The following is a 25689-nucleotide window of genomic DNA, read 5'->3' on the forward strand; positions in this document are numbered from 1 at the left end:
GCCCACATAGCGCGATATACTGAAAATTCTCGCAGCAACTGAATGTTAAGCCTATGAAATACGATACTTCCGAGCTTTGTGACATCTATCAAGAAGATGTTAACGTCGTGGAACCGCTGTTCTCCAACTTTGGCGGACGGGCGTCGTTTGGCGGACAAATAATCACGGTAAAATGTTTCGAGGACAACGGGTTGCTGTACGATCTGCTCGAACAGAATGGCCGTGGTCGTGTTCTCGTCGTTGATGGCGGTGGTTCTGTTCGTCGCGCACTGGTCGATGCTGAGCTGGCGCGTCTGGCAGTACAAAATGAATGGGAAGGCCTGGTCATTTACGGCGCGGTGCGTCAGGTAGATGACCTGGAAGAGCTGGATATCGGCATCCAGGCGATGGCAGCAATTCCAGTCGGTGCCGCTGGCGAAGGCATTGGCGAAAGCGATGTCCGCGTTAATTTTGGCGGCGTCACCTTCTTCTCCGGTGACCATCTTTATGCCGACAATACCGGAATTATTCTTTCAGAAGATCCGCTGGATATTGAATAAGTACCTGCCATGCGTTAAAAGGGGAATTAAATTCCCCTTTTTTATATGCAAAATATTCATAAAGACTATCGTTTGTTTTTATTTAATTCATTTTAAATATCAATAGTTCACATCTGACAATATAAATTAATTATCGATAAATCATTTCATAAAAATATGCAGCATTAAAAATTAATGCTATATGGTAAATTAACTATTCTGGGAATAGGGATATGAATCATCGTTAGTAGCGAACGTATTATATAATAAGGGATTGATATGAGATACGTTATCTTATTAATACTATGGATAATAACTACTTTTCTTAGTCATCTTCAGCACAGCAACCTACTGTCTGGAGATCCTGGCATGGTTGGCGAGTATATCGGTTCAGTATTTCTGGGGCCGTTGTTACTTCCCGTGCTTGTGTCAGGTATTCTGTGCGCATTTATTAAAAAAAAACGTAACTTCGCCAGTTTTACTCGCGGGTGCTGTTGGGTATTGGGAATCCTGCTTTTATCCAAAGTCGGCAATACGTTTCGTATGTTTACCCCGTGGCAATATACCTTTGAGAATGCTGCGATAACCGTGACTATCCCGAACCGACACTGGAATACGGTTTCCATTAGTACTAATAAAACCATTGATATAAGAAGTGAGGATAATAGCGTCTTCATTTCTGCTTTCCGCCTGCCCGCAGGACGTAGCGCCGATGACCCGCTGGAAGCGTTAAAGAAGAAGCAGCGAGACAATCTCAAGGATCAATACAATGAGGAAGCCTTCCAGTTTCATGATTGTAATGCCAAACATTTCACCTGTAAGTATCAGGATGTGTTGATAAATTTTGATGGTCAGCAGAAAAGAACCATCAGTGTTTATCTTGAAGACACCCCCAGGGCTGTGGGGATCATTGCATTAATGGCGCCAGATACGGCAGATAAATATCGCCAACAGGCGATGGAGATTATGCTTTCCGCTAAAAATGCAGTGAAGTAAAAAATAAGGCGCCTTGCGGCGCCTCTGCGTGGAAGAGATTAAACCTCTTCCATGCGACCCAGCAGGGCCTGCAGACGTTCCTGCCAGCCGTTCTGCTGTTCTTTCAGATGGTTGTTCTCACGCTCCAGCTCTTCGCGCTGATGCTGGGCATTTTGAACTTCCTGCGACAGTGAGTTGTTTTTTTCTTTCAGCTCTTCGATTTCCATCTGCAACAGAGTGATGGTATCAATCGCCTGCTGTACTTTTGCTTCCAGTTTCTCAAACACTTCTAATGACATTGTCATACCTCTCCTGAATTGCAAGGCGTTGATGGATAAAAATCCTCGTCCCGATTACCGGTGACGCCTTAATAAATACGAGCGCACTTTAGTTAGCTCCGATTGTATGAAGCCGCGCCATCGCTGTCCAGCGGCACGCCTTGCAGATTACGGTTTGCCACACTTTTCATCCTTCTCCTGGAGACATAATCCACGCAAATCGAAAATGTTAATAAATTTGTTGCGCGAATGATCTAACAAACATGCATCATGTACAATCAGATGGAATAAATGGCGCGATAACGCTCATTTTATGACGAAGCACACACATTTTAAGTTCGATATTTCTCGTTTTTGCTCGTTAACGATAAGTTTACAGCATGCCTACAAGCATCGTGGAGGTCCGTGACTTTCACGCATACAACAAACATTAACTCTTCAGGATCCGATTATGAGTCAAACATCAACCTTGAAAGGCCAGTGCATTGCTGAATTCCTCGGTACCGGGTTGTTGATTTTTTTCGGTGTGGGTTGCGTTGCAGCACTAAAAGTCGCTGGTGCGTCTTTTGGTCAGTGGGAAATCAGTGTCATTTGGGGACTGGGGGTGGCAATGGCCATCTACCTGACCGCAGGGGTTTCCGGCGCGCATCTTAACCCCGCTGTTACCATTGCATTGTGGCTGTTTGCCTGTTTCGACAAGCGCAAAGTTATTCCTTTTATCGTTTCACAAGTTGCCGGCGCTTTCTGCGCTGCGGCTTTAGTTTACGGGCTTTACTACAATTTATTTTTCGACTTCGAACAGACTCATCACATTGTTCGCGGCAGCGTTGAAAGTGTTGATCTGGCTGGCACTTTCTCTACTTACCCGAATCCTCATATCAATTTTGTGCAGGCTTTCGCAGTTGAGATGGTGATTACCGCTATTCTGATGGGGCTGATCCTGGCGTTAACGGACGATGGCAACGGTGTACCACGCGGCCCTTTGGCTCCCTTGCTGATTGGTCTACTGATTGCGGTCATTGGCGCATCTATGGGCCCATTGACGGGCTTTGCCATGAACCCAGCGCGTGACTTCGGTCCGAAAGTCTTTGCCTGGCTGGCGGGCTGGGGCAATGTCGCCTTTACCGGCGGCAGAGACATTCCTTACTTCCTGGTGCCGCTTTTTGGCCCTATCGTTGGCGCGATTGTAGGTGCATTTGCCTATCGCAAACTGATTGGTCGCCATTTGCCTTGCGATATCTGTGTTGTGGAAGAAAAGGAGACCACAACTCCTTCAGAACAAAAAGCTTCGCTGTAATATGACTACGGGACAATTAAACATGACTGAAAAAAAATATATCGTTGCGCTCGACCAGGGCACCACCAGCTCCCGCGCGGTCGTAATGGATCACGATGCCAATATCATTAGCGTGTCACAGCGCGAATTTGAGCAAATCTACCCAAAACCAGGCTGGGTAGAACACGACCCAATGGAAATCTGGGCCACCCAAAGCTCCACGCTGGTAGAAGTGCTGGCGAAAGCCGATATCAGTTCCGATCAAATTGCAGCTATCGGTATTACGAATCAGCGTGAAACCACTATTGTCTGGGAAAAAGAAACCGGCAAGCCTATCTATAACGCTATTGTCTGGCAGTGTCGTCGTACCGCCGAGATCTGCGAGCATCTCAAGCGCGATGGCATGGAAGAATACATTCGAAGCAATACCGGTCTGGTGATTGACCCGTACTTCTCTGGCACCAAAGTGAAGTGGATCCTCGACCATGTGGAAGGCTCTCGCGAGCGTGCTAAGCGCGGCGAACTGCTGTTTGGCACCGTTGATACCTGGCTTATCTGGAAAATGACTCAGGGCCGTGTCCACGTCACCGATTACACCAACGCCTCTCGTACCATGTTGTTCAACATCCATACCCTGGACTGGGACGACAAAATGCTGGAGGTGCTGGATATTCCGCGCGAGATGCTGCCAGAAGTGCGTCGTTCTTCCGAAGTGTACGGTCAGACTAACATTGGTGGTAAAGGCGGCACGCGTATTCCAATCTCCGGGATCGCCGGTGACCAGCAGGCGGCGCTGTTCGGTCAGTTGTGCGTGAAAGAAGGGATGGCGAAGAACACCTATGGCACTGGCTGCTTTATGCTGATGAACACCGGCGAGAAAGCGGTGAAATCAGAAAACGGCCTGCTGACCACCATCGCCTGTGGCCCAACTGGCGAAGTAAACTATGCGCTGGAAGGTGCGGTGTTTATGGCGGGCGCATCCATTCAGTGGCTGCGTGATGAGATGAAGTTGATTAACGACGCCTACGATTCCGAATATTTCGCCACCAAAGTGCAAAACACCAACGGTGTGTATGTGGTTCCGGCCTTTACCGGGCTGGGTGCGCCGTACTGGGATCCGTATGCGCGCGGGGCGATTTTCGGTCTGACTCGTGGAGTGAACGCTAACCACATTATACGCGCGACGCTGGAGTCTATTGCTTATCAGACGCGTGACGTGCTGGAAGCGATGCAGGCCGATTCTGGTATTCGTCTACACGCCCTGCGCGTGGATGGCGGCGCAGTGGCGAACAATTTCCTGATGCAGTTCCAGTCCGATATTCTCGGCACGCGCGTTGAGCGCCCGGAAGTGCGCGAAGTCACCGCATTGGGTGCGGCCTATCTTGCTGGTCTGGCGGTAGGCTTCTGGCAGAACCTCGACGAGCTGCAAGAGAAAGCGGTGATTGAGCGCGAGTTCCGTCCTGGCATTGAAACCACCGAGCGTAATTACCGTTACGCTGGCTGGAAAAAAGCGGTCAAACGCGCGATGGCGTGGGAAGAACACGACGAGTAATATCAGGCATCTGAACCAATTGCCTGATACTGATCGCCTGATGCGACGCTTACGCGTCTTATCAGGCCTACGAGCCGATGCCATTTTGTGTAGGCCGGATAAGGCGTTCACGCCGCATCCGGCATGTCGTAGACTCTGAAATCGTGCGGGGGCAACCCCCGCACACATCAATAATCCTGCCCTTCCCCTGTGCTACACTTCGCGCCATTCCTTACTGCTTAGAGTTTGCTATGAGACGAGAACTTGCCATCGAATTTTCCCGCGTCACCGAATCTGCGGCGCTGGCTGGCTACAAATGGTTAGGACGCGGCGATAAAAACACCGCGGACGGCGCAGCGGTTAACGCCATGCGCATTATGCTCAACCAGGTCAACATTGACGGTACCATCGTCATTGGTGAAGGTGAAATCGACGAAGCGCCGATGCTCTACATTGGTGAAAAAGTCGGTACCGGTCGCGGCGATGCGGTAGATATTGCTGTTGATCCGATTGAAGGCACGCGCATGACGGCGATGGGCCAGGCTAACGCGCTGGCGGTGCTGGCAGTAGGCGATAAAGGCTGCTTCCTCAACGCGCCGGATATGTATATGGAGAAGCTGATCGTCGGACCGGGAGCCAAAGGCACCATTGACCTGAATCTGCCACTGGCAGATAACCTGCGCAATGTTGCGGCGGCGCTCGGCAAACCGTTGAGCGAACTGACGGTAACGATTCTGGCTAAACCACGCCACGATGCCGTTATCGCAGAAATGCAGCAACTCGGCGTGCGCGTGTTTGCCATTCCGGATGGTGACGTTGCGGCCTCGATTCTCACCTGTATGCCAGACAGCGAAGTTGACGTGCTGTATGGCATTGGTGGCGCGCCGGAAGGCGTGGTTTCTGCGGCGGTGATCCGCGCATTAGATGGCGACATGAATGGTCGTCTGCTGGCACGTCATGACGTCAAAGGCGACAACGAAGAAAATCGCCGCATTGGTGAGCAGGAGCTGGTGCGCTGCAAAGCGATGGGTATCGAAGCGGGTAAAGTGTTGCGTCTGGGCGATATGGCGCGCAGCGACAACGTCATCTTTTCTGCCACTGGCATCACCAAAGGTGATCTGCTGGAAGGTATTAGCCGCAAAGGCAATATCGCCACCACCGAAACACTGCTGATCCGCGGCAAGTCACGCACCATTCGCCGCATTCAGTCCATCCACTATCTGGATCGTAAAGACCCGGAAATGCAGGTGCACATTCTCTGAGTGATTTGATCGATTGAGCCTTCCAGTCCTTCGGGACTGGAATTTTTTTGTTCGGAGAACGAAGATAAGGCAAGTCAATCAAAACAGGAGAAAAACATGGCTGATTGGGTAACAGGCAAAGTCACTAAAGTGCAGAACTGGACCGACGCCCTGTTTAGTCTCACCGTTCACGCTCCCGTGCTTCCATTTACTGCCGGGCAATTTACCAAACTAGGCCTTGAAATTGACGGCGAACGCGTCCAGCGTGCCTATTCCTACGTTAACTCTCCTGATAATCCCGATCTGGAGTTTTACCTGGTGACCGTGCCCGATGGAAAATTAAGCCCACGATTAGCGGCACTGAAACCGGGCGATGAAGTACAGGTGGTTAGCGAAGCAGCTGGCTTCTTTGTGCTGGATGAGGTCCCTGACTGCGAAACACTGTGGATGCTGGCAACCGGTACAGCGATTGGCCCTTATTTATCAATTCTGCAACTGGGCAAAGATTTAGATCGCTTCAAAAGTCTGGTTCTGGTTCACGCCGCACGTTATGCCGCCGACTTAAGCTATTTGCCACTGATGCAAGAACTGGAAAAACGCTACGAAGGGAAACTGCGCATTCAGACGGTGGTCAGTCGGGAAACGGCGGCGGGTTCGCTCACCGGGCGAATACCGGCGTTAATTGAAAGTGGTGAACTGGAAAGTGCGGTGGGCTTGCCGATGGATAAAGAAACCAGCCATGTGATGCTGTGCGGCAATCCACAGATGGTTCGCGATACGCAACAGTTGCTAAAAGAAACCCGGCAGATGACGAAACATTTACGTCGTCGACCGGGCCATATGACAGCGGAGCATTACTGGTAAGCGGTTACTTATCGATAAACGGCACGATGAGCAGATCCGCTTTCAACTTATTGATCATCCCGCGGTATGCCGGCATCAAACGGTTGATAAATGAGTGGTGATGACCACAGACAAGGAGGTCGCACTGCTCTTGTTGCATAATATCCAGCAGTGTTTCCGGCATTTCCCCACGTTCAATACGCAGTTTTGTCTTCGGCCATTGAATATTTTTCGTCAGTTTATACAGCTTGTTATCCGACTTATTCTTCAACAATTGAAGAATATCCTCTGTTGCAGGGAAGTAGATACCCGGATACAACTCGCTTAAGCCATCATCAATATGAATTAACGTCAGGTGAGCGTCATTATGTCTGGCGAGCTCCAGGGCTTTATTCACCAGTAAGGCATCTTCTTCATTCCCGGAAATTGCCACGCCAATGTGTTTATAAGCCATGTTTAACTCCTTCTAAAGCAACTCCATCAAGCTAACGAACGCAGTGATAACTCAAAAATAATCATCTCGGCCTGGCATGAGAAGGTGAAGGCCGCATCAAGCTCAACTTGCCCCTCCAGATCCTTAATCTTATAGGCCACGCTGGCCCCTTCATCCGCAGAGGATGCAGCGGCGGCAAGCTCTTTCAGTTTAGTCATAAAGGACTCTGCTTCTTCGCGGGTGGCAAAAAAGCGCGAAAACTTACTGGTACAGTTGTCGTTATCAATCACCGTACCGATATCAATCGCACATCCTTTAGTACTGCATTTATCTACGACATCTTTCATAGGGCACCTCTGTATATTCGCCTCTCTGTCGATTACGACTTAAGAATAATGCGCCGTTAAGGGAAGAACAAACAAGTAATGATCTTATGGATTACCATTTTTTTTGATATTGCTTAAGGTGAAGAGATCAGAAGGATTTTCCGGGCATTGTCATTTTCAACGTGGAAATAACAAACCCGGAAAAAAATAGCAGTAAGAGATATATTAAAGGTTAATTACTTGATTTATTGTCGGCTTTATACTTCACATCCTCGGTATCTTTACCATATTTATTTTCGCCTTGTGTGCCAACAAACGCACCAAGATCGATAAGCATCATCACCAGAATCAACGTCGGGACAAAACGCCCCACCGCCCATTGCCAGACACCAGGTAAAATCGCCCAGTTACCCGCCAGCAGCATCCACGCCACAATCATCAGAAATGCCCATGCGCCGGAACGCCCGCGATCATGCAAGCGCTTAACGGTTACTGCCGCTGTTGGCCAAAGCAAGCACACAAGGCAAAACGCCGCGGTCTGAATATCGAGTAAATTTTTACCCGCCAGTGAGAAAAGCACCAACATGCCTGCGAACCACAGGCCTATCCAAATCCAGAAATCACGGCGTCCAATACGCCCTTTAAATGAGAATAACCATTGCTGTATGGTCATGTAAGTTCCTTGATGGTTGTCTTTTCCAGGATTCTACCCTTTTGACAAGGGCGACAGATATCGTTTTAATCGGAGCCAGTCATAACAAAAGGTACTGTCAATGAAGCCAGGGTGTACGCTGTTTTTTCTCTTATGTTCTGCATTAACCGTTACAACAACGGTGCATGCACAAACACCAGATACGGCAACGACCGCGCCTTATCTGCTGGCTGGAGCTCCTACTTTCGATCTCTCCATCAGCCAGTTTCGAGAAGACTTTAACAGCCAGAATCCCAACCTGCCACTGAACGAATTTCGTGCCATCGACAGTAGCCCCGACAAAGCCAATCTCACTCGCGCTGCCAGTAAAATTAATGAGAACTTGTATGCTTCTACAGCACTGGAGCGCGGCACCTTAAAAATCAAAAGTATTCAAATGACCTGGCTACCTATCCAGGGGCCAGAGCAAAAAGCCGCGAAAGCGAAAGCACAGGAATACATGGCGGCGGTGATCCGCACACTCACCCCATTAATGACTAAAACACAAAGCCAGAAAAAGCTGCAGTCACTGCTAACGGCGGGGAAAAACAAACGTTATTACACCGAGACTGAAGGTGCACTACGCTATGTTGTCGCGGATAACGGCGAAAAGGGGCTGACCTTCGCTGTTGAACCGATTAAGCTGGCGCTATCTGAATCGCTTGAAGGTTTGAATAAATGACAAAAAGCAAAGCCTTTGTGCCGATGAATCTCTATACTGTTTCACAGACCTGCTGCCCTGCGGGGCGGCCATCTTCCTTTATTCGCTTATAAGCGTGGAGAATTAAAATGCGACATCCTTTAGTGATGGGTAACTGGAAACTGAACGGCAGCCGCCACATGGTTCACGAGCTGGTTTCTAACCTGCGTAAAGAGCTGGCAGGTGTTGCTGGCTGTGCGGTTGCAATCGCACCACCGGAAATGTACATCGATATGGCGAAGCGCGAAGCTGAAGGCAGCCACATCATGCTGGGTGCGCAAAACGTGGACCTGAACCTGTCCGGCGCATTCACCGGTGAAACCTCTGCTGCTATGCTGAAAGACATCGGCGCACAGTACATCATCATCGGCCACTCTGAACGTCGTACTTACCACAAAGAGTCTGACGAACTGATCGCGAAAAAATTCGCGGTGCTGAAAGAGCAGGGTCTGACTCCGGTTCTGTGCATCGGTGAAACCGAAGCTGAAAACGAAGCGGGCAAAACTGAAGAAGTTTGTGCACGTCAGATCGACGCGGTACTGAAAACTCAGGGTGCTGCAGCATTCGAAGGTGCGGTAATCGCTTACGAACCAGTATGGGCAATCGGTACTGGCAAATCGGCAACTCCGGCGCAGGCACAGGCTGTTCACAAATTCATCCGTGACCACATCGCTAAAGTTGACGCTAACATCGCTGAACAAGTGATCATCCAGTACGGCGGCTCTGTAAACGCGTCTAACGCTGCAGAACTGTTTGCTCAGCCAGACATCGACGGCGCGCTGGTTGGCGGTGCTTCTCTGAAAGCTGACGCTTTCGCAGTGATCGTTAAAGCTGCAGAAGCGGCTAAACAGGCTTAAGTCTGACAGGTGCCGGATTTCATATCCGGCACTTACTTTCCTTAACTCCTCGCCTTAACGCAAAATCTCACACTGATGATCCTGGATTTCCTCGGCTGAAGCACGGTTCAGCGTCAGTAGATTTCGTTGTGTCGCCAGCAACACAAACGAATTATCACTCTGCCGCACCATCGCCAGCCCGTAGCTTCCCATATGTTCCCGCGCCTCAGGCACTTCTTCTGCAAGCATCATAAATGGGCTGCGTTGTACCAGTTCGCTTTCCGTTACCCGACGCGCCAGGTATTCATGCCCGCGCAAGCCACCTGGCAGCGGCAACCAGCGACTGCTGATGTTCGCCAGATTATTATCCAGCTGTTCGCGCACATCAGGGCGAATACAAGAGATATGAATATGAAAATGGTTTTGCGTACGTCCGGTGCGGGAGTTGATCGCCAAAGAAACCGCGCGATCGGGAACCGGCTGGCCGTATTTTTTGCTCATAAAATCACGCGCCTGCCAGGCCAACCAAAAGAAGTTCGGCGTTGAAGGATCGGTCAACAAAGGACTTTCAGTACCGTTAATACGATACGTTGGCATCAACAGATATTGCAGTGGGCTATTAAGATCTTTTAAAACCACGTATCCGGCATTAGGTTTGACTTCCGCACATGGCGAAGGATTTTGATTTTGCTGCTGATTGGGCAAACATTCCTCAAGGACAATCTTACGTAATGTATCCGACTCTTCACCGGTTAATTTCCAGTAACCAATACCGGCAGCCACAACGGCGATAACTATCATCACCAAAAAAAGAAGACCCGCTTTTTTCATATTTTTTTCCCTGTACCTCAAAGAGATGCAAGGGTAACGCAAAATCGTGACAAATAAAAAACCCGGCCGCGAGAAACCACCGGGGTTGATAATTATCCTGGGGAAATCAGCGTTTGCTGATCTGATCGAACGTACCGCCGTTAGCAAAATGCTCTTTTTGCGCTTTCGTCCAGCCGCCGAACTCTTCATCAATGGTGAATAACTTCAATTTTGGAAACGCATTTTCGTACTTTTTCGCTACCTCAGCGTCGCGCGGACGGTAGTAGTTTTTCGCGGCAATTTCCTGACCTTCTGGCGAGTAGAGATATTTCAGGTAGGCTTCCGCCACCTCTTTAGTACCTTTTTTCTCAACCACTTTATCGACCACCGACACGGTTGGCTCTGCGAGGATAGACTCACTCGGCGTGACGATTTCGAATTTATCTTTCCCCAGTTCATTCGCTGCCAGCAGAGCTTCGTTTTCCCAGGCAATCAGTACATCGCCAATTCCGCGCTCGACAAAAGTGTTAGTGGAGCCGCGCGCGCCAGAATCCAGAACTTCGACGTTTTTATACAGTGCCCGAACAAAATCCTGCGCTTTTGCCTGATCGTTGTTGTTGTGGTGCAGCGCGTAGCCCCAGGCAGCCAGATAGTTCCAGCGCGCGCCACCAGAGCTTTTCGGATTAGGCGTGATCACCGAAACACCCGGTTTAATCAGATCGTTCCAGTCATGGATCTGCTTCGGATTGCCCTTACGTACCAGGAAAACAATGGTGGAAGTGTACGGTGCGGAGTTATCCGGCAGACGTTTGATCCACTCTTTATCAATCCGCCCGCGTTCCGCAATTGCGTCCACGTCATAGGCCAGAGCCAGAGTGACAACATCAGCTTCAATACCATTGATTACCGACGTCGCTTGTTTGCCTGAACCACCGTGTGACTGACGAATCACCACGTTATCGCCAGTTTGCTGTTTCCAGTGGGCACTGAATGCTTTGTTGTACTGTTCGTACAATTCGCGCGTTGGATCATATGAAACGTTAAGAAGCTGAATATCCTTCGCCAAAACGCTGGTTGCCGCCAGCAAAAATGTTAACCCTACGCCCCACTTGTTCATCGCCCGACTCTCTTATGTTGTGTTGTGATGAGCAAAGCGTGCCAGAAGGTTAACCAAACATTAAAGAATAAAAAAAGATTGGCTATAACTTGCGGGTATATGCTGGGGGATTAAAAAGGCGGAAGAAATCCGCCTCATATTGCTGACAAAGTGCGCTTTGTCCATGCCATATGCGGCGCGAACGCCTTATACGGCCTACAAAAGTTTGCAAATTCAATAAATTGCAGAATTCATGTAGGCCTGATAAGCGAAGCGCATCAGGCATTTTGCTTCTGTCATCGGTTTCAGGCTAAAGGAATCTGCCTTTTTCCGAAATCATTAATACAGTTTTTTCGCGCAGTCCAGCCAGTCGCCTTTGAACGGACGCTTCATGTTTTCGATAGCGTCGATGATGTCGTGGTGAACCAGCTGTTCGTTCTGGATACCTACACAACGACCGCCGTAACCTGCCAGCAGCAGTTCAATGGCGTAAGCACCCATACGGGAAGCCAGAATACGGTCGTAAGGCACCGGAGAACCACCACGCTGAATGTGGCCCAACACAGTTGCACGGGTTTCACGACCAGTTTCTTTCTCGATGAAATGCGCCAGTTCGTCAACATCACACATGTGTTCGGTAATCGCCACAATGGCGTGTTTCTTACCTTTCGCGATACCCGCTTTGATTTCGTTTACCAGGTCTTCACGGCTGAATTCAACTTCCGGAACCACAACGAATTCACAACCACCGGCGATGGCCGCAGCCAGCGTCAGATCGCCACAGTAACGCCCCATCACTTCCACCACGGAAATACGCTGGTGAGAAGAAGAGGTGTCACGCAGGCGGTCGATCGCTTCTACAACGGTGCTCAGCGCAGTGAAGAAACCGATAGTGTAGTCAGTGCCTTTGATGTCGTTGTCGATAGTGCCCGGCAGGCCGATGCACGGGAAGCCCATTTCGGTCAGACGCATTGCACCCATGTAGGAACCGTCACCGCCGATAACCACCAGCGCGTCGATACCACGTTTTTTCAGGTTTTCGATAGCCACGGCGCGGATGTTCTCGTCGCGGAATTCCGGGAAACGCGCAGAACCGAGGAACGTACCGCCACGGTTGATCATGTCAGACACGCTGTAACGGTCTAGCTGTACCATACGGTCTTCATACAGACCCAGATAGCCGTCATAAATACCCATTACTTCCAGACCTTCTGTCAGCGCAGAACGAACAACCCCGCGAATTGCGGCGTTCATGCCTGGCGCATCACCGCCGCTTGTCAACACACCGATTTTCTTAATCATGACTACCTCTGAACTTTGGAATGCAAAATGAAATCTGTTGCCGGAAGTCTTCTTGCACATCGAAGTGATCCAACGAATGTGCAAATAGTATAACAATCACTTCCTGCTGAATTGATTCAGGTCAGGCCAAATGGCGGTATTTTATACACAAAATGCGGGTCTGGCTCTCTTTTATACTGATTATGAAAGCATAGACCGTTTACCCTCCCTGGGTACGACGGAACAGGGGTCCTGATGGATAATCACATCCGATCCCGGAAAACGCCGTAAAATAGCCTGCTCTACCTGATCCGCCACCATATGTGCCTGAACCAAAGGCAGAGAGTCTTCCATTTCCAAATGAATCTGAATAAAGCGGGTCGGCCCTGACTGCCGCGTGCGAAGATCGTGAGCGCCGCTAACACCCGGCCAGGAAGTCACGATATCAATAATTTCTTGCCGTTCCTCATCAGGTAATGCGCGATCCAGTAATGACTGTACCGCCTCATATCCCATGCGTAACGCGCTATATAAAATATAGATGCCGATTCCCAATGCAAACAGAGCATCGGCGCGATGCCAGCCGTACCAGGACAACCCCAGCGCCAGCAGAATTGCGCCGTTCATCATAACATCAGACTGGTAATGTAGCATATCAGCCCGCACCGCCTGGCTTTGCGTCCGGCGCACCACCCACCGCTGAAACGAGACAAGGATAATCGTACAAATTAGCGCCACAATTGTCACGATAACCCCGACGCCTGGATCTGTCATCGGTGTTGGAGATACCAGATGTTGAATACCCGTCAAAAACAGGAATAGTGCCGAACCGGAGATAAACATACTTTGCGCCAGCGCCGCGAGGGACTCAGCTTTACCGTGACCAAACGAGTGATTATCGTCGGCAGGTTGCAGGGAATATCGCACCACCAGTAAATTCGTCAACGACGCGCCGATATCCACCAGCGAATCCACCAGCGCGGCGAGAATACTCACCGACCCGGTATACCACCATGCAAAAATTTTAATCAGCAATAGCAGCGAAGCCATCGCCGTTGCAGCAATCGCCGCCCGACTGACCAGCCGTCCATAAGATTGATTCATAAATACTCCCGCTATCAACTGACGGTAGTATAACGGAAGCAAATCATCTGCAATGCATTAAGCAGTAGGCAAATTGAGGATAAAAAAAACCCCCACATCATGTGGGGGAAGACAGGGATGGTGTCTATGGCAAGGAAAACAGGGTTTACTACTGGGAACGTGAGTTGCTACTACTCAATAGCTTCAACGATGAACTTTTTTGCCATTGCGTCACGTCGCGCAACTGCTCCATTCGTTGTTGATGTTTCTCGTTTAAAACCGCTTGCTGCTCCGGCGTTAACAGGCGATACATTTGGTTGCGGACTTTTGCCATCTCAACCTGACGAGCAATTTGCTCATTCGCCATTTTTTCTGCCTGTGCGCGCACAGCGTTTTCATCAAAATTTTCTGCGGTGACAAGGCGATGCATTGTCTCCAGTTCGCTAACATTAACAGGAGGCTGTTCGTGCCGGGCCTGTTGCATAAGATCTCGCATCTGCTGACGCTGATGTTCGGTTAAACTTATGCCGTCGAACATATGGCTCTGCGTACTGCGCTGCGTAAGTTCTTCACCCGGATGCCAGTTATCGCCTGAACCGACTTCAGCAGCGTGGCTTAATGAACTGACTGCCAGCGTTGAGGCCATGACGGCAGCGGTAACTATGCGCATCATTTGCTCCCAAAATCTTTCTGTCGCGATTCAACGATAGAGAGTTTACGATTCAGGCTGCAAACATGCGTCAGGGGGTGTAAAACAACGTAAAGTCATGGATTAGCGACGTCTGATGACGTAATTTCTGCCTCGGAGGTATTTAAACAATGAATAAAATCCTGTTAGTTGATGATGACCGAGAGCTGACTTCCCTGTTAAAGGAGCTGCTCGAGATGGAAGGCTTCAACGTGATTGTTGCCCACGATGGGGAACAGGCGCTTGATCTTCTGGACGACAGCATTGATTTACTTTTGCTTGATGTCATGATGCCGAAGAAAAATGGTATCGACACATTAAAAGCACTTCGCCAGACACACCAGACGCCTGTCATTATGTTGACGGCGCGCGGCAGTGAACTTGATCGCGTTCTCGGCCTTGAGCTGGGCGCAGATGACTATCTCCCGAAACCGTTTAATGATCGTGAGCTGGTGGCACGTATTCGCGCGATCCTGCGCCGTTCGCACTGGAGCGAGCAACAGCAAAACAACGACAACGGTTCACCGACACTGGAAGTTGATGCTTTAGTGCTGAATCCAGGCCGTCAGGAAGCCAGCTTCGACGGGCAAACGCTGGAGTTAACCGGCACTGAGTTTACCCTGCTCTATTTGCTGGCACAGCATCTGGGTCAGGTGGTTTCCCGTGAGCATTTAAGCCAGGAAGTGCTGGGCAAACGCCTGACGCCTTTCGACCGCGCTATCGATATGCACATTTCCAACCTGCGTCGTAAACTGCCGGATCGTAAAGATGGTCACCCGTGGTTTAAAACCTTGCGTGGTCGCGGCTATCTGATGGTTTCTGCTTCATGATAGGCAGCTTAACCGCGCGCATCTTCGCCATCTTCTGGCTGACGCTGGCGCTGGTGTTGATGTTGGTTTTGATGTTACCCAAGCTCGATTCACGCCAGATGACCGAGCTTCTGGATAGCGAACAGCGTCAGGGGCTGATGATTGAGCAGCATGTCGAAGCGGAACTGGCGAACGATCCGCCCAACGATTTAATGTGGTGGCGGCGTCTGTTCCGGGCGATTGATAAGTGGGCACCGCCAGGACAGCGTTTGTTATTGGTGACCACCGAGGGCCGCGTGATCGGCGCTGAACGCAGCGAAATGCAGATCATTCGCAACTTTATTGGCCAGGCCGATAACGCCGATCATCCGCAGAAGAAAAAGTATGGCCGCGTGGAACTGGTCGGTCCGTTCTCCGTGCGTGATGGCGAAGATAATTACCAACTGTATCTGATTCGTCCGGCCAGCAGTTCTCAATCCGATTTCATTAACTTACTGTTTGACCGCCCGCTATTACTGCTGATTGTCACCATGCTGGTCAGTACGCCGCTGCTGTTGTGGTTGGCCTGGAGTCTGGCAAAACCGGCGCGTAAGCTGAAAAACGCGGCCGATGAAGTTGCCCAGGGAAACTTACGCCAGCACCCGGAACTTGAAGCGGGGCCACAGGAATTTCTTGCCGCTGGTGCCAGTTTTAACCAGATGGTCACCGCGCTGGAGCGCATGATGACCTCTCAGCAGCGTCTGCTTTCTGATATCTCTCACGAACTGCGCACGCCACTGACGCGCCTGCAACTGGGTACGGCGTTATTGCGCCGTCGTAGTGGTGAAAGCAAGGAACTGGAGCGTATTGAAACCGAAGCCCAGCGTCTGGACAGCATGATCAACGACCTGTTGGTGATGTCACGTAATCAGCAGAAAAACGCGCTGGTGAGCGAGACATTGAAAGCTAACCAGTTGTGGGGTGAAGTGCTGGATAACGCGGCGTTCGAAGCGGAACAAATGGGCAAGTCGTTTACGGTTAACTTCCCGCCTGGGCCGTGGCCTCTGTATGGCAACCCGAACGCTCTGGAAAGTGCGCTGGAAAACATTGTTCGTAATGCTCTGCGTTATTCCCATACGAAGATTGAGGTGGGCTTTGCGGTAGATAAAGATGGTATCACCATTACGGTGGACGACGATGGTCCTGGCGTTAGCCCGGAAGATCGCGAGCAGATTTTCCGTCCGTTCTATCGCACCGATGAAGCGCGCGATCGTGAATCTGGCGGTACGGGCTTAGGGCTGGCGATTGTCGAAACAGCTATCCAGCAGCACCGTGGTTGGGTGAAGGCAGAAGACAGCCCGCTGGGCGGTTTGCGGCTGGTGATTTGGCTGCCGCTGTATAAGCGGAGTTAAACTCCGCATTTGTAGGCCAGATAAGGCGTTACGCCGCATCCGGCATCTGAGCATGATGCCTGATGCGACGCTAGTCGCGTCTTATCAGGCCTACTCTCCGGGGGTTATTTTCCCCACAACCGCCGTGAAAAATCTTCGATTTTGCCGCTCAGTCGGCGTTTCTGCATCGTCCGCGTCCAGCTTTTCGATAACCCGGCAGCGGAGAGTAAACGGTGATACTGCTCGTCATCAAACGGCATATGCCATGCGATGGCAGCAGCCTCCTGCACGGTCACATCACTGACACGGGAAACCAACTCCAGCGGCGCATCAGCAGATACCAACCCTGGCGCAATCACGCTATACAACCACCCCACTTTACCCGTGTTTTGCATCAACTGCGCTATGTCGCTGATATCAAAATGGTAATTGAGTTTATAGCAAGGTGAGCGTGGCTGGCTGACCTGAATTAATGCCTCTCCCCAGCGGAAAATATCACCAATATAAACATTACTTTCCGTCAGACCGTCGGTTGAGAGATTTTCGCCAAACGCAGGCGCAACAAACAGCTCCGCCTGTTCCGGAAATTCCCGCGCCCAGTAGAGATAATGCTCACGAGGATAATGACACAGCGCTCTGTCTGGCCCGCCGTGGATCTTTTTCTCCGCCTGTTCGTCACCTTCCAGCCCCAGCTCCGTCAGCATCAACTCACCATCAACCTGGATTTTGGCAATTGCGCTGGGTTTGCCTTCGGGATAAGCCTGAATCTTGCCTGTGTATACATCAACCGGATATCGCATCTGTTCCCTCTCCACGAGAAATTTCCCCATTAGACCATATTTATTTTATGTCAGGCGTGCTGTTTTCGCGGTATGTATCCAGGCAGGAGCTCAATCGCAAACCGGACGAACGTTAGTTCATCCGGCTGTGGGGATTAAGGAAGCAGGTTTATTTTACCGTGCCTAAAATTTCGATTTTCGCCACTCTGGCTTTGACTTTACGTGACCAGATAGAGGTAAGAATTGGCACCAGAATCGAAGTCACAATGACCGCCGTCGCGACCAGGGAAGTTGCTGCCGGAGCCATCGGTTTAAACGCAGGCACCATTTCTGCAATCAGCACAGGTGTCGCTACCGCGGCCCCTGCGGAACTGGAAGCGGCAATTCCGGCAGTGCCATCGCCACCGCCAATCAATTTATCGGCGATAATCAACGGAATACCGGTCACGATAATTACTGCCACACCCAACAGGATCCCCAGCAAACCTGTCTGGGCAATTACAGTCAAATCAATGGTATTGCCCAGCGCGAAGGCAAAGAATGGAATCAGCGTCTGCACCGCTTTGCTGAAAAATTCTCGTAATTCAGGGTCAAGGTTCCCAAGGGCAAAGCCCACCAGGAACGGTAATACTGCGCCGACGAAAACATGCGGTTCAAACGAGGCAATCCCGGCAGTGCCCAGAATAATCATCGTCATGAGCGGCCCGGACTCCAATGACATCAACACAAATGCCCCAGCTTCTTCTTTCGTACCGTACTGCTGCATGATGGAAGCGTAAAGTCCGCCGTTGGTCATATCCATCGCCGCCACCAGCGCCAGCGTTGAAAGTCCGGCAAAGAATCCAACTTCAACACCATGTTCCGGAAGAATGCGCGAGGCAATTGCCGCAACCACCCACGCGACGGCAATTTTTGTTACCACCAGCGTACCGGATTTACGCAATACCGTTCCCGTCGCGCTTAATTTTATTGACGCCCCCATGCAAAAAAACCACACCGCCAGAATGGGCACCGTACCGGTAATCATCCCGTTGGTGAATGATCCAAAATATTTCCCCGCCCCCGGCGAGAAGGTGTGGCACAGTGCGCCAAGGAATAGCGGGACGAGCATCATCCCCCCCGGGATTTTTTCAATCGAGCGTTTTATCTGCATTTCCATCACCTGTCGGCATATTTTTAAGGGCTGATGCGTAATTCCTCAACGGAGCATCAGTGTTGATGAAAACGAAGATAGACATTCATTTAATCAATAAAAGTGATCAAAACCACATCAATTGAAACACTGTTTTATTTTTATCGGATCATTGTTTTTATTTTGAAATTGATCACAAAAAAACCACCGCCGTTGGCGATGGTTCATTTTTTAAGCTGATATGCGGCGTAAACGCCTCATTGCAGCAGGCGGCAAATGATTATTTTTTCGCCGCAAAACGTGCCGCTGCTTCATCCCAGTTCACCACGTTCCAGAACTCTTTGATGTAGTCCGGGCGGCGGTTCTGGAATTTCAGGTAGTAAGCGTGTTCCCACACATCCAGGCCCAGAATCGGGAAGCCGGAAGCGCCAGAAATGGCTTCACCCATCAGCGGGGAGTCCTGGTTAGCAGTAGAAACCACCGCCAGTTTATCGCCTTTCAGTACCAGCCACGCCCAGCCGGAACCAAAGCGGGAAGCTGCCGCTTTCTCAAATTCTGCTTTGAAGTTATCAACGGAGCCGAAGTCACGTTCGATAGCCGCTTTCAGGTCACCCTGTAAGGTGGTGCCTTTTTTCAGACCTTTCCAGAACAGGCTGTGGTTAGCGTGACCGCCAGCGTTGTTGCGCAGTACGGTTTTCTTGTCTGCTGGCAGCTGGTCCAGTTTGGTGATCAGCTCTTCAACCGGCAGGTTGGCAAATTCTGGCAGGCTTTCCAGCGCCGCGTTGGCGTTGTTGACGTAGGTCTGATGGTGTTTGGTGTGGTGGATTTCCATGGTCTGCTTATCGAAGTGCGGTTCCAGGGCATCGTAAGCATACGGCAGGGATGGCAGGGTATAGCTCATATTCATCTCCAGTATTGTCGGGCGGCCGATTGTTAATGCCGCGTAAGCAGTTGGTTCATTATAGTTAATTAAATGATATTGAAAATGATTATCAATGCCGTACTTTTCGTAAGGGTATGGTTTTGCAGGAAAATGCCCGAGATGTGAAGCGAATCACCCACTTAATGCCGTGATTGCCAGTAAATCGACAACGGCGGCAACAGGCGAAAGGTTAATCGACAGCACGATTTTTACACTCATCTCGTCGGAGATGTGACGCGACGAAAAATGATGAGGATAAGAAGATGAGTAACGCGATTACGATGGGGATATTTTGGCATTTGATCGGCGCGGCCAGTGCAGCCTGTTTTTACGCGCCGTTCAAAAAAGTAAAGAAATGGTCATGGGAAACCATGTGGTCAGTCGGTGGGATTGTTTCGTGGATTATTCTGCCGTGGGCCATCAGCGCCCTGTTACTACCGAATTTCTGGGCGTATTACAGCTCGTTTAGTCTCTCTACACTGCTGCCTGTTTTTCTGTTCGGTGCTATGTGGGGGATCGGTAATATCAACTACGGCCTGACCATGCGTTATCTCGGCATGTCGATGGGAATTGGCATCGCCATTGGCATTACGTTGATTGTTGGTACGCTGATGACGCCAATTATCAACGGCAATTTCGATGTTCTGATTAATACTGAAGGCGGACGCATGACGTTGCTCGGCGTTCTGGTAGCGCTGATTGGTGTAGGGATTGTGACCCGTGCCGGGCAGTTAAAAGAGCGCAAAATGGGCATTAAAGCCGAAGAGTTCAATCTGAAAAAAGGGCTGCTGCTGGCGGTGATGTGCGGCATTTTCTCTGCCGGGATGTCCTTTGCGATGAACGCCGCAAAACCGATGCATGAAGCCGCTGCCGCACTGGGCGTCGATCCACTGTATGTCGCTCTGCCAAGCTATGTTGTCATCATGGGAGGCGGCGCGATCATCAACCTCGGTTTCTGCTTCATTCGTCTGGCAAAAGTGAAGGATTTGTCGCTAAAAGCCGACTTTTCGCTGGCAAAACCGCTGATCATTCACAACGTGTTACTCTCGGCACTGGGCGGTTTGATGTGGTATCTGCAATTCTTTTTCTATGCCTGGGGCCACGCCCGCATTCCGGCGCAGTATGACTACATCAGCTGGATGCTGCATATGAGCTTCTATGTATTGTGCGGCGGTATCGTCGGGCTGGTGCTGAAAGAGTGGAACAATGCAGGTCGCCATCCGGTAACGGTGTTGAGCCTCGGTTGTGTGGTGATTATTGTCGCCGCCAACATCGTCGGCATGGGCATGGCGAATTAATCTTTCTGCGAATTGAGATGACGCCACTGGCTGGGCGTCATCCCGGTTTCCCGGGTAAACACCACCGAAAAATAGTTACTATCTTCAAAGCCACATTCGGTTGAAATATCACTGATTAACAGGCGGCTATGCTGGAGAAGATATTGCGCATGACACACTCTGACCTGCCGCAGATATTGATTGATGGTCATTCCAGTCTGCTGGCGAAATTGCTGACGCAAAACGCGCTCACTGCACGATGCCTCATCACAAAATTCATCCAGCGCAAAGGGACTTTTCAGGCTAGCCGCCAGCCGGGTAATCAGCTTATCCAGCAACGTTTCGCTGGATGTTGGCGGCAACGAATCACTGGTGTAACGATGGCGATTCAGCAACATCACCAACTGCCCGAACAGCAACTCTGCCATTTCGTTAGCAAACGGCACATGCTGACTACTTTCATGCTCAAGCTGACCGATAACCTGCCGCGCCTGTGCCATCCCCATGCTACCTAAGCGCCAGTGTGGTTGCCCTGCGCTGGCGCTAAATCCCGGAATCGCCCCCTGCCAGTCAAGATTCAGCTTCAGCCGCTCCGGGCAATAAATAATATTCTGCAAAACCAGATCGTTAACGGAAGCGTAGGAGTGTTTATCGTCAGCATGAATGTAAAAGAGATCGCCACGGGTAATGCGATAAGGGCGATCGTTGAGTACATGCAGACCATTACCGCGCCAGACAATTACCAGCTCACAAAAATCATGTGTATGTTCAGCAAAGACATCTTGCGGATAACGGTCAGCCACAGCGACTGCCTGCTGGTCGCTGGCAAAAAAATCATCTTTGAGAAGTTTTAACTGATGCGCCACCGTGGCTACCTCGGCCAGAGAACGAAGTTGATTATTCGCAATATGGCGTACAAATACGTTGAGAAGATTCGCGTTATTGCAGAAAGCCATCCCGTCCCTGGCGAATATCACGCGGTGACCAGTTAAACTCTCGGCGAAAAAGCGTCGAAAAGTGGTTACTGTCACTAAATCCGCAGCGATAGGCGATGTCAGTAACGCTGGCCTCGCTGTGGCGTAGCAGATGTCGGGCTTTCATCAGTCGCAGGCGGTTCAGGTAACGCTGAGGCGTCAGTCCCGTTTTCTGCTTAAGCTGCCGATGTAGCGTACGCAGCGAAAGAGAAAATTGATCCGCCACGGCATCCCAATTTACCTCATCGGCAAAATGGTCCTCCAGCCAGGCCAGAAGCAAGTTGAGACGTGATGCGCTGTTTTCCAGGTTCTCCTGCAAACTGCTTTTACGCAGCAAGAGCAGTAATTGCATAAACAAGATCTCGCGACTGGCGGTCGAGGGTAAATCATTTTCCCCTTCCTGCTGTTCCATCTGTGCAACCAGCTGTCGCACCTGCTGCAACACGCTGTGGTTAACGCGCCAGTGAGACGGATACTGCCCATCCTGCTCTTGTGGCAGCAACTGATTCAGCCCGGCGAGAAACTGAAATCGATCCGGCGAGCGATACAGCACATTGGTCAGACACAGATTATCGGTATGTTCATACAGATGCCGATCATGATCGCGTACGAAACAGACCGTCCCACCGGTGATGGTATAGGGCTGCCCATTAAACACATGAATACCCGTGCCATGTTCGACAATCACAATTTCATGAAAATCATGATGATGTTCAGGAAAATCCGCCTGCGGGAGCCGGGGTTCTATCGCCACGGACGCGTTACCAGACGGAAAAAAATCCACACTATGTAATACGGTCATACTGGCCTCCTGATGTCGTCAACACGGCGAAATAGTAATCACGAGGTCAGGTTCTTACCTTAAATTTTCGACGGAAAACCACGTAAAAAACGTCGATTTTTCAAGATACAGCGTGAATTTTCAGGAAATGCGGTAAGCATCACATCACCACAATTCAGCAAATTGTGAACATCATCACGTTCATCTTTCCCTGGTTGCCAATGGCCCATTTTCCTGTCAGTAACGAGAAGGTCGCGAATTCAGGCGCTTTTTAGACTGGTCGTAATGAAATTCAGCAGGATCACATTATGACCTTTCGCAATTGTGTCGCCGTCGATCTCGGCGCATCCAGTGGGCGCGTGATGCTGGCGCGTTACGAGCGTGAATGCCGCAGCCTGACGCTGCGCGAAATCCATCGTTTTAACAATGGCCTGCATAGCCAGAACGGTTATGTCACCTGGGATGTGGATAGCCTGGAAAGTGCCATTCGCCTTGGATTAAACAAGGTGTGCGAGCAAGGGATTCGTATCGATAGCATTGGGATTGATACCTGGGGCGTGGACTTTGTGCTGCTCGACCTACAGGGTAAGCGTGTGGGTCTGCCCGTTGCTTATCGCGATAGCCGCACCCATGGTCTGATGACGCAGGCACAACAGCAACTCGGCAAACGCGATATTTATCAGCGTAGCGGCATACAATTTCTACCCTTCAATACGCTTTATCAGTTGCGTGCGCTGACGGAGCAACAACCTGAACTTATTCCACACATTGCTCACGCTCTGCTGATGCCGGATTACTTTAGTTATCGCCTGACCGGCAAGATGAACTGGGAGTATACCAACGCCACCACCACGCAACTGGTCAATATCAATAGCGACGACTGGGACGAAACGCTACTGGCGTGGAGCGGGGCCAACAAAGCCTGGTTTGGTCGCCCGACGCATCCGGGTAATGTCATTGGTCACTGGATTTGCCCGCAAGGTAATGCAATTCCTGTCGTCGCCGTTGCCAGCCATGATACCGCCAGCGCGGTTATCGCCTCGCCGTTAAATGGTTCACGCGCCGCTTATCTCTCTTCTGGCACCTGGTCATTGATGGGCTTCGAAAGCCAGACGCCATTTACCAATGACACGGCGCTGGCAGCCAACATCACCAATGAAGGTGGGGCGGAAGGTCGCTATCGGGTGCTGAAAAATATCATGGGCTTATGGCTGCTTCAGCGGGTGCTTCAGGAGCGGCAAATCAACGATCTTCCGGCGCTTATCGCCGCGACACAGGCACTCCCGGCCTGCCGCTTTATCATCAATCCCAATGACGATCGCTTTATTAATCCTGACGAGATGTGCAGCGAAATTCAGGCTGCGTGTCGGGAAACGGCGCAACCGATCCCGGAAAGTGATGCTGAGCTGGCGCGCTGTATTTTCGACAGTCTGGCGCTGCTGTATGCCGATGTGTTGCATGAGCTGGCGCAACTGCGCGGTGAAGATTTCTCGCAACTGCATATTGTCGGCGGCGGCTGCCAGAACACGCTGCTCAATCAGCTATGTGCCGATGCCTGCGGTATTCGGGTGATTGCCGGGCCTGTTGAAGCCTCGACGCTCGGCAATATCGGCATCCAGTTAATGACGCTGGATGAACTCAACAATGTGGATGATTTCCGTCAGGTCGTCAGCACCACCGCGAATCTGACCACCTTTACCCCTAATCCTGACAGTGAAATTGCCCACTATGTGGCGCAGATTCACTCTACACGACAGACAAAGGAGCTTTGCGCATGACCACTCAACTGGAACAGGCCTGGGAGCTGGCGAAACAGCGTTTCGCGGCAGTAGGGATTGATGTCGAGGAGGCGCTGCGCCAACTTGATCGTTTACCCGTTTCAATGCACTGCTGGCAGGGCGATGATGTTTCCGGTTTTGAAAACCCGGAAGGTTCGCTGACCGGTGGGATTCAGGCTACTGGCAATTATCCGGGCAAAGCGCGTAATGCCAGCGAGCTACGTGCCGATCTGGAACAGGCGATGCGGCTGATTCCGGGGCCGAAACGGCTGAATTTACATGCCATCTATCTGGAATCAGACACGCCAGTCTCGCGCGACCAAATCAAACCAGAGCACTTCAAAAACTGGGTTGAATGGGCGAAAACCAATCAGCTCGGTCTGGATTTTAACCCCTCCTGTTTTTCGCATCCGCTAAGCGCCGATGGCTTTACGCTTTCCCATGCCGACGACAGCATTCGCCAGTTCTGGATTGATCACTGCAAAGCCAGCCGCCGTGTTTCAGCCTATTTTGGCGAGCAACTCGGCACACCGTCGGTGATGAACATCTGGATCCCGGATGGCATGAAAGATATCACCGTTGACCGTCTCGCCCCGCGCCAGCGTTTACTGGCAGCACTGGATGAAGTGATCAGCGAGAAGCTGGATCCTGCGCACCATATCGACGCCGTTGAGAGCAAATTGTTTGGTATTGGCGCGGAGAGCTACACGGTTGGCTCCAATGAGTTTTACATGGGGTATGCCACCAGCCGCCAGACGGCGCTGTGCCTGGATGCCGGACATTTCCACCCAACTGAAGTGATTTCCGACAAGATTTCCGCCGCCATGCTGTATGTGCCGCAGTTGCTGCTGCACGTCAGCCGTCCGGTTCGCTGGGACAGCGATCACGTAGTGCTACTGGATGATGAAACTCAGGCGATTGCCAGTGAGATTGTTCGTCACGATCTGTTCGACCGGGTACATATCGGTCTCGATTTCTTTGATGCCTCTATCAACCGCATTGCCGCGTGGGTCATTGGTACACGCAATATGAAAAAAGCCCTGCTGCGTGCGTTGCTGGAACCTACCGCTGAGCTGCGCAAGCTGGAAGCAGCTGGCGATTACACTGCGCGTCTGGCGCTACTGGAAGAGCAGAAATCGTTGCCGTGGCAGGCGGTGTGGGAAATGTATTGTCAGCGTCACGATACCCCAGCGGGTAGCGAATGGCTGGAAAGCGTGCGGGCTTATGAAAAAGAAATTTTGAGCCAGCGTGGGTAAACACT

The 25689-nt window shown here is 50.8% G+C and carries 27 protein-coding genes; 13 read left to right on the plus strand and 14 right to left on the minus strand.

Annotation, left to right across the window (positions count from 1 at the left end; all coding sequences use genetic code 11):
- Nucleotides 1-53 precede the first annotated feature (53 nt).
- Both rraA and AACU19_RS14865 read left to right on the plus strand, forming a co-directional pair.
- Nucleotides 54-539, plus strand: coding sequence for a ribonuclease E activity regulator RraA (gene rraA / locus AACU19_RS14860; RefSeq protein WP_000872908.1), 486 nt, complete (start codon nt 54-56; stop codon nt 537-539).
- Between the two features lie 348 nt (nt 540-887).
- The gene (locus tag AACU19_RS14865) at nt 888-1514 is read left to right on the plus strand and encodes a hypothetical protein (protein WP_123057342.1); all 627 of its coding nucleotides are present in this window, start codon (nt 888-890) and stop codon (nt 1512-1514) included.
- A gap of 38 nt (nt 1515-1552) precedes the next feature.
- Here AACU19_RS14865 and zapB read toward each other — a convergent pair whose 3' ends face one another.
- Nucleotides 1553-1798, minus strand: coding sequence for a septal ring assembly protein ZapB (zapB, locus tag AACU19_RS14870; RefSeq protein WP_001296623.1), 246 nt, complete (start codon nt 1796-1798; stop codon nt 1553-1555).
- 424 nt (nt 1799-2222) lie between these two features.
- On the opposite strand from zapB, the gene glpF reads away from it, so the two are divergent.
- The 4 genes from glpF (at nt 2223) to fpr (ending at nt 6683) form a co-directional block, all read left to right on the plus strand.
- Nucleotides 2223-3068 (plus strand): glycerol uptake facilitator protein GlpF, encoded by an 846-nt coding sequence (gene glpF, locus AACU19_RS14875; protein ID WP_000084268.1) that lies wholly within the window; start codon nt 2223-2225, stop codon nt 3066-3068.
- Between the two features lie 22 nt (nt 3069-3090).
- A complete protein-coding gene (glpK, locus tag AACU19_RS14880; protein WP_105279109.1) occupies nt 3091-4599 on the plus strand; it encodes a glycerol kinase GlpK in 1509 nt (502 codons plus the stop codon).
- A 230-nt stretch (nt 4600-4829) separates the two neighbouring features.
- The gene (gene glpX, locus AACU19_RS14885) at nt 4830-5840 is read left to right on the plus strand and encodes a class II fructose-bisphosphatase (RefSeq protein WP_105279110.1); all 1011 of its coding nucleotides are present in this window, start codon (nt 4830-4832) and stop codon (nt 5838-5840) included.
- Between the two features lie 96 nt (nt 5841-5936).
- Nucleotides 5937-6683, plus strand: a complete 747-nt coding sequence (fpr, locus tag AACU19_RS14890; RefSeq protein WP_105279111.1) for a ferredoxin--NADP(+) reductase — start codon at nt 5937-5939, stop codon at nt 6681-6683.
- 4 nt (nt 6684-6687) lie between these two features.
- Here fpr and uspD read toward each other — a convergent pair whose 3' ends face one another.
- The 3 genes from uspD to AACU19_RS14905 form a co-directional block, all read right to left on the minus strand.
- Nucleotides 6688-7116 (minus strand): universal stress protein UspD, encoded by a 429-nt coding sequence (gene uspD / locus AACU19_RS14895; RefSeq protein WP_000323553.1) that lies wholly within the window; start codon nt 7114-7116, stop codon nt 6688-6690.
- A gap of 26 nt (nt 7117-7142) precedes the next feature.
- On the minus strand, nt 7143-7442 hold the full coding sequence (locus AACU19_RS14900) for a DUF406 domain-containing protein (RefSeq protein WP_000655986.1): 300 nt from the start codon (nt 7440-7442) through the stop codon (nt 7143-7145).
- Nucleotides 7443-7653: 211 nt separating this feature from the next.
- Nucleotides 7654-8094 (minus strand): DUF805 domain-containing protein, encoded by a 441-nt coding sequence (locus tag AACU19_RS14905; RefSeq protein WP_000155255.1) that lies wholly within the window; start codon nt 8092-8094, stop codon nt 7654-7656.
- A gap of 100 nt (nt 8095-8194) precedes the next feature.
- Between AACU19_RS14905 and AACU19_RS14910 the strand changes: the two genes are divergently transcribed.
- Both AACU19_RS14910 and tpiA read left to right on the plus strand, forming a co-directional pair.
- Complete coding sequence (locus AACU19_RS14910; RefSeq protein ID WP_105279112.1) at nt 8195-8794, plus strand: YiiQ family protein; 600 nt, start codon at nt 8195-8197, stop codon at nt 8792-8794.
- A gap of 107 nt (nt 8795-8901) precedes the next feature.
- Nucleotides 8902-9669, plus strand: a complete 768-nt coding sequence (gene tpiA, locus AACU19_RS14915) for a triose-phosphate isomerase (protein ID WP_001216325.1) — start codon at nt 8902-8904, stop codon at nt 9667-9669.
- A gap of 54 nt (nt 9670-9723) precedes the next feature.
- Here the strand turns inward: tpiA and cdh are convergent, their stop codons facing one another.
- The 5 genes from cdh to cpxP form a co-directional block, all read right to left on the minus strand.
- Nucleotides 9724-10479 (minus strand): CDP-diacylglycerol diphosphatase, encoded by a 756-nt coding sequence (gene cdh / locus AACU19_RS14920; protein WP_105279113.1) that lies wholly within the window; start codon nt 10477-10479, stop codon nt 9724-9726.
- 106 nt (nt 10480-10585) lie between these two features.
- On the minus strand, nt 10586-11575 hold the full coding sequence (gene sbp, locus AACU19_RS14925; protein WP_105279114.1) for a sulfate/thiosulfate ABC transporter substrate-binding protein Sbp: 990 nt from the start codon (nt 11573-11575) through the stop codon (nt 10586-10588).
- Between the two features lie 318 nt (nt 11576-11893).
- Nucleotides 11894-12856 carry a 6-phosphofructokinase gene (gene pfkA, locus AACU19_RS14930; protein ID WP_001318165.1) on the minus strand — a complete coding sequence of 321 codons (963 nt, stop codon included), beginning with the start codon at nt 12854-12856 and terminating at the stop codon, nt 11894-11896.
- 180 nt (nt 12857-13036) lie between these two features.
- The gene (gene fieF / locus AACU19_RS14935; RefSeq protein ID WP_001076748.1) at nt 13037-13939 is read right to left on the minus strand and encodes a CDF family cation-efflux transporter FieF; all 903 of its coding nucleotides are present in this window, start codon (nt 13937-13939) and stop codon (nt 13037-13039) included.
- A 148-nt stretch (nt 13940-14087) separates the two neighbouring features.
- Nucleotides 14088-14588, minus strand: a complete 501-nt coding sequence (gene cpxP, locus AACU19_RS14940) for a cell-envelope stress modulator CpxP (RefSeq protein WP_001223800.1) — start codon at nt 14586-14588, stop codon at nt 14088-14090.
- 149 nt (nt 14589-14737) lie between these two features.
- Between cpxP and cpxR the strand changes: the two genes are divergently transcribed.
- The gene (gene cpxR / locus AACU19_RS14945) at nt 14738-15436 is read left to right on the plus strand and encodes an envelope stress response regulator transcription factor CpxR (RefSeq protein WP_001033722.1); all 699 of its coding nucleotides are present in this window, start codon (nt 14738-14740) and stop codon (nt 15434-15436) included.
- Nucleotides 15433-16806, plus strand: coding sequence for an envelope stress sensor histidine kinase CpxA (gene cpxA / locus AACU19_RS14950; RefSeq protein ID WP_000580426.1), 1374 nt, complete (start codon nt 15433-15435; stop codon nt 16804-16806). The genes cpxR and cpxA overlap by 4 nt, the downstream gene beginning before the upstream one ends.
- Before the next feature lie 104 nt (nt 16807-16910).
- Here cpxA and yiiM read toward each other — a convergent pair whose 3' ends face one another.
- From yiiM to sodA, 3 genes are all read right to left on the minus strand, one after another.
- Nucleotides 16911-17585, minus strand: a complete 675-nt coding sequence (yiiM, locus tag AACU19_RS14955) for a 6-hydroxyaminopurine reductase (protein WP_105279115.1) — start codon at nt 17583-17585, stop codon at nt 16911-16913.
- 148 nt (nt 17586-17733) lie between these two features.
- Nucleotides 17734-18717, minus strand: a complete 984-nt coding sequence (gene kdgT, locus AACU19_RS14960) for a 2-keto-3-deoxygluconate transporter (RefSeq protein WP_105279116.1) — start codon at nt 18715-18717, stop codon at nt 17734-17736.
- A 259-nt stretch (nt 18718-18976) separates the two neighbouring features.
- Nucleotides 18977-19597, minus strand: a complete 621-nt coding sequence (gene sodA / locus AACU19_RS14965) for a superoxide dismutase [Mn] (RefSeq protein ID WP_001297064.1) — start codon at nt 19595-19597, stop codon at nt 18977-18979.
- Nucleotides 19598-19881: 284 nt separating this feature from the next.
- Between sodA and rhaT the strand changes: the two genes are divergently transcribed.
- On the plus strand, nt 19882-20916 hold the full coding sequence (rhaT, locus tag AACU19_RS14970) for an L-rhamnose/proton symporter RhaT (RefSeq protein WP_105279117.1): 1035 nt from the start codon (nt 19882-19884) through the stop codon (nt 20914-20916).
- Here rhaT and rhaR read toward each other — a convergent pair.
- On the minus strand, nt 20913-21761 hold the full coding sequence (rhaR, locus tag AACU19_RS14975) for an HTH-type transcriptional activator RhaR (RefSeq protein ID WP_001361122.1): 849 nt from the start codon (nt 21759-21761) through the stop codon (nt 20913-20915). The genes rhaT and rhaR overlap by 4 nt on opposite strands.
- A gap of 73 nt (nt 21762-21834) precedes the next feature.
- Nucleotides 21835-22671 carry an HTH-type transcriptional activator RhaS gene (rhaS, locus tag AACU19_RS14980; protein WP_000217153.1) on the minus strand — a complete coding sequence of 279 codons (837 nt, stop codon included), beginning with the start codon at nt 22669-22671 and terminating at the stop codon, nt 21835-21837.
- A 287-nt stretch (nt 22672-22958) separates the two neighbouring features.
- Between rhaS and rhaB the strand changes: the two genes are divergently transcribed.
- Nucleotides 22959-24428 carry a rhamnulokinase gene (gene rhaB, locus AACU19_RS14985; protein WP_105279118.1) on the plus strand — a complete coding sequence of 490 codons (1470 nt, stop codon included), beginning with the start codon at nt 22959-22961 and terminating at the stop codon, nt 24426-24428.
- Entirely contained in the window at nt 24425-25684 is a 1260-nt protein-coding gene (gene rhaA / locus AACU19_RS14990; protein ID WP_105279119.1) for an L-rhamnose isomerase, read from the plus strand. Before rhaB ends, rhaA begins: the two co-directional genes overlap by 4 nt.
- Nucleotides 25685-25689 lie beyond the last annotated feature (5 nt).

This window comes from Escherichia sp. MOD1-EC4550 (genome assembly GCF_963876935.1).
Taxonomy (GTDB): Bacteria; Pseudomonadota; Gammaproteobacteria; order Enterobacterales; family Enterobacteriaceae; genus Escherichia; species Escherichia coli_F.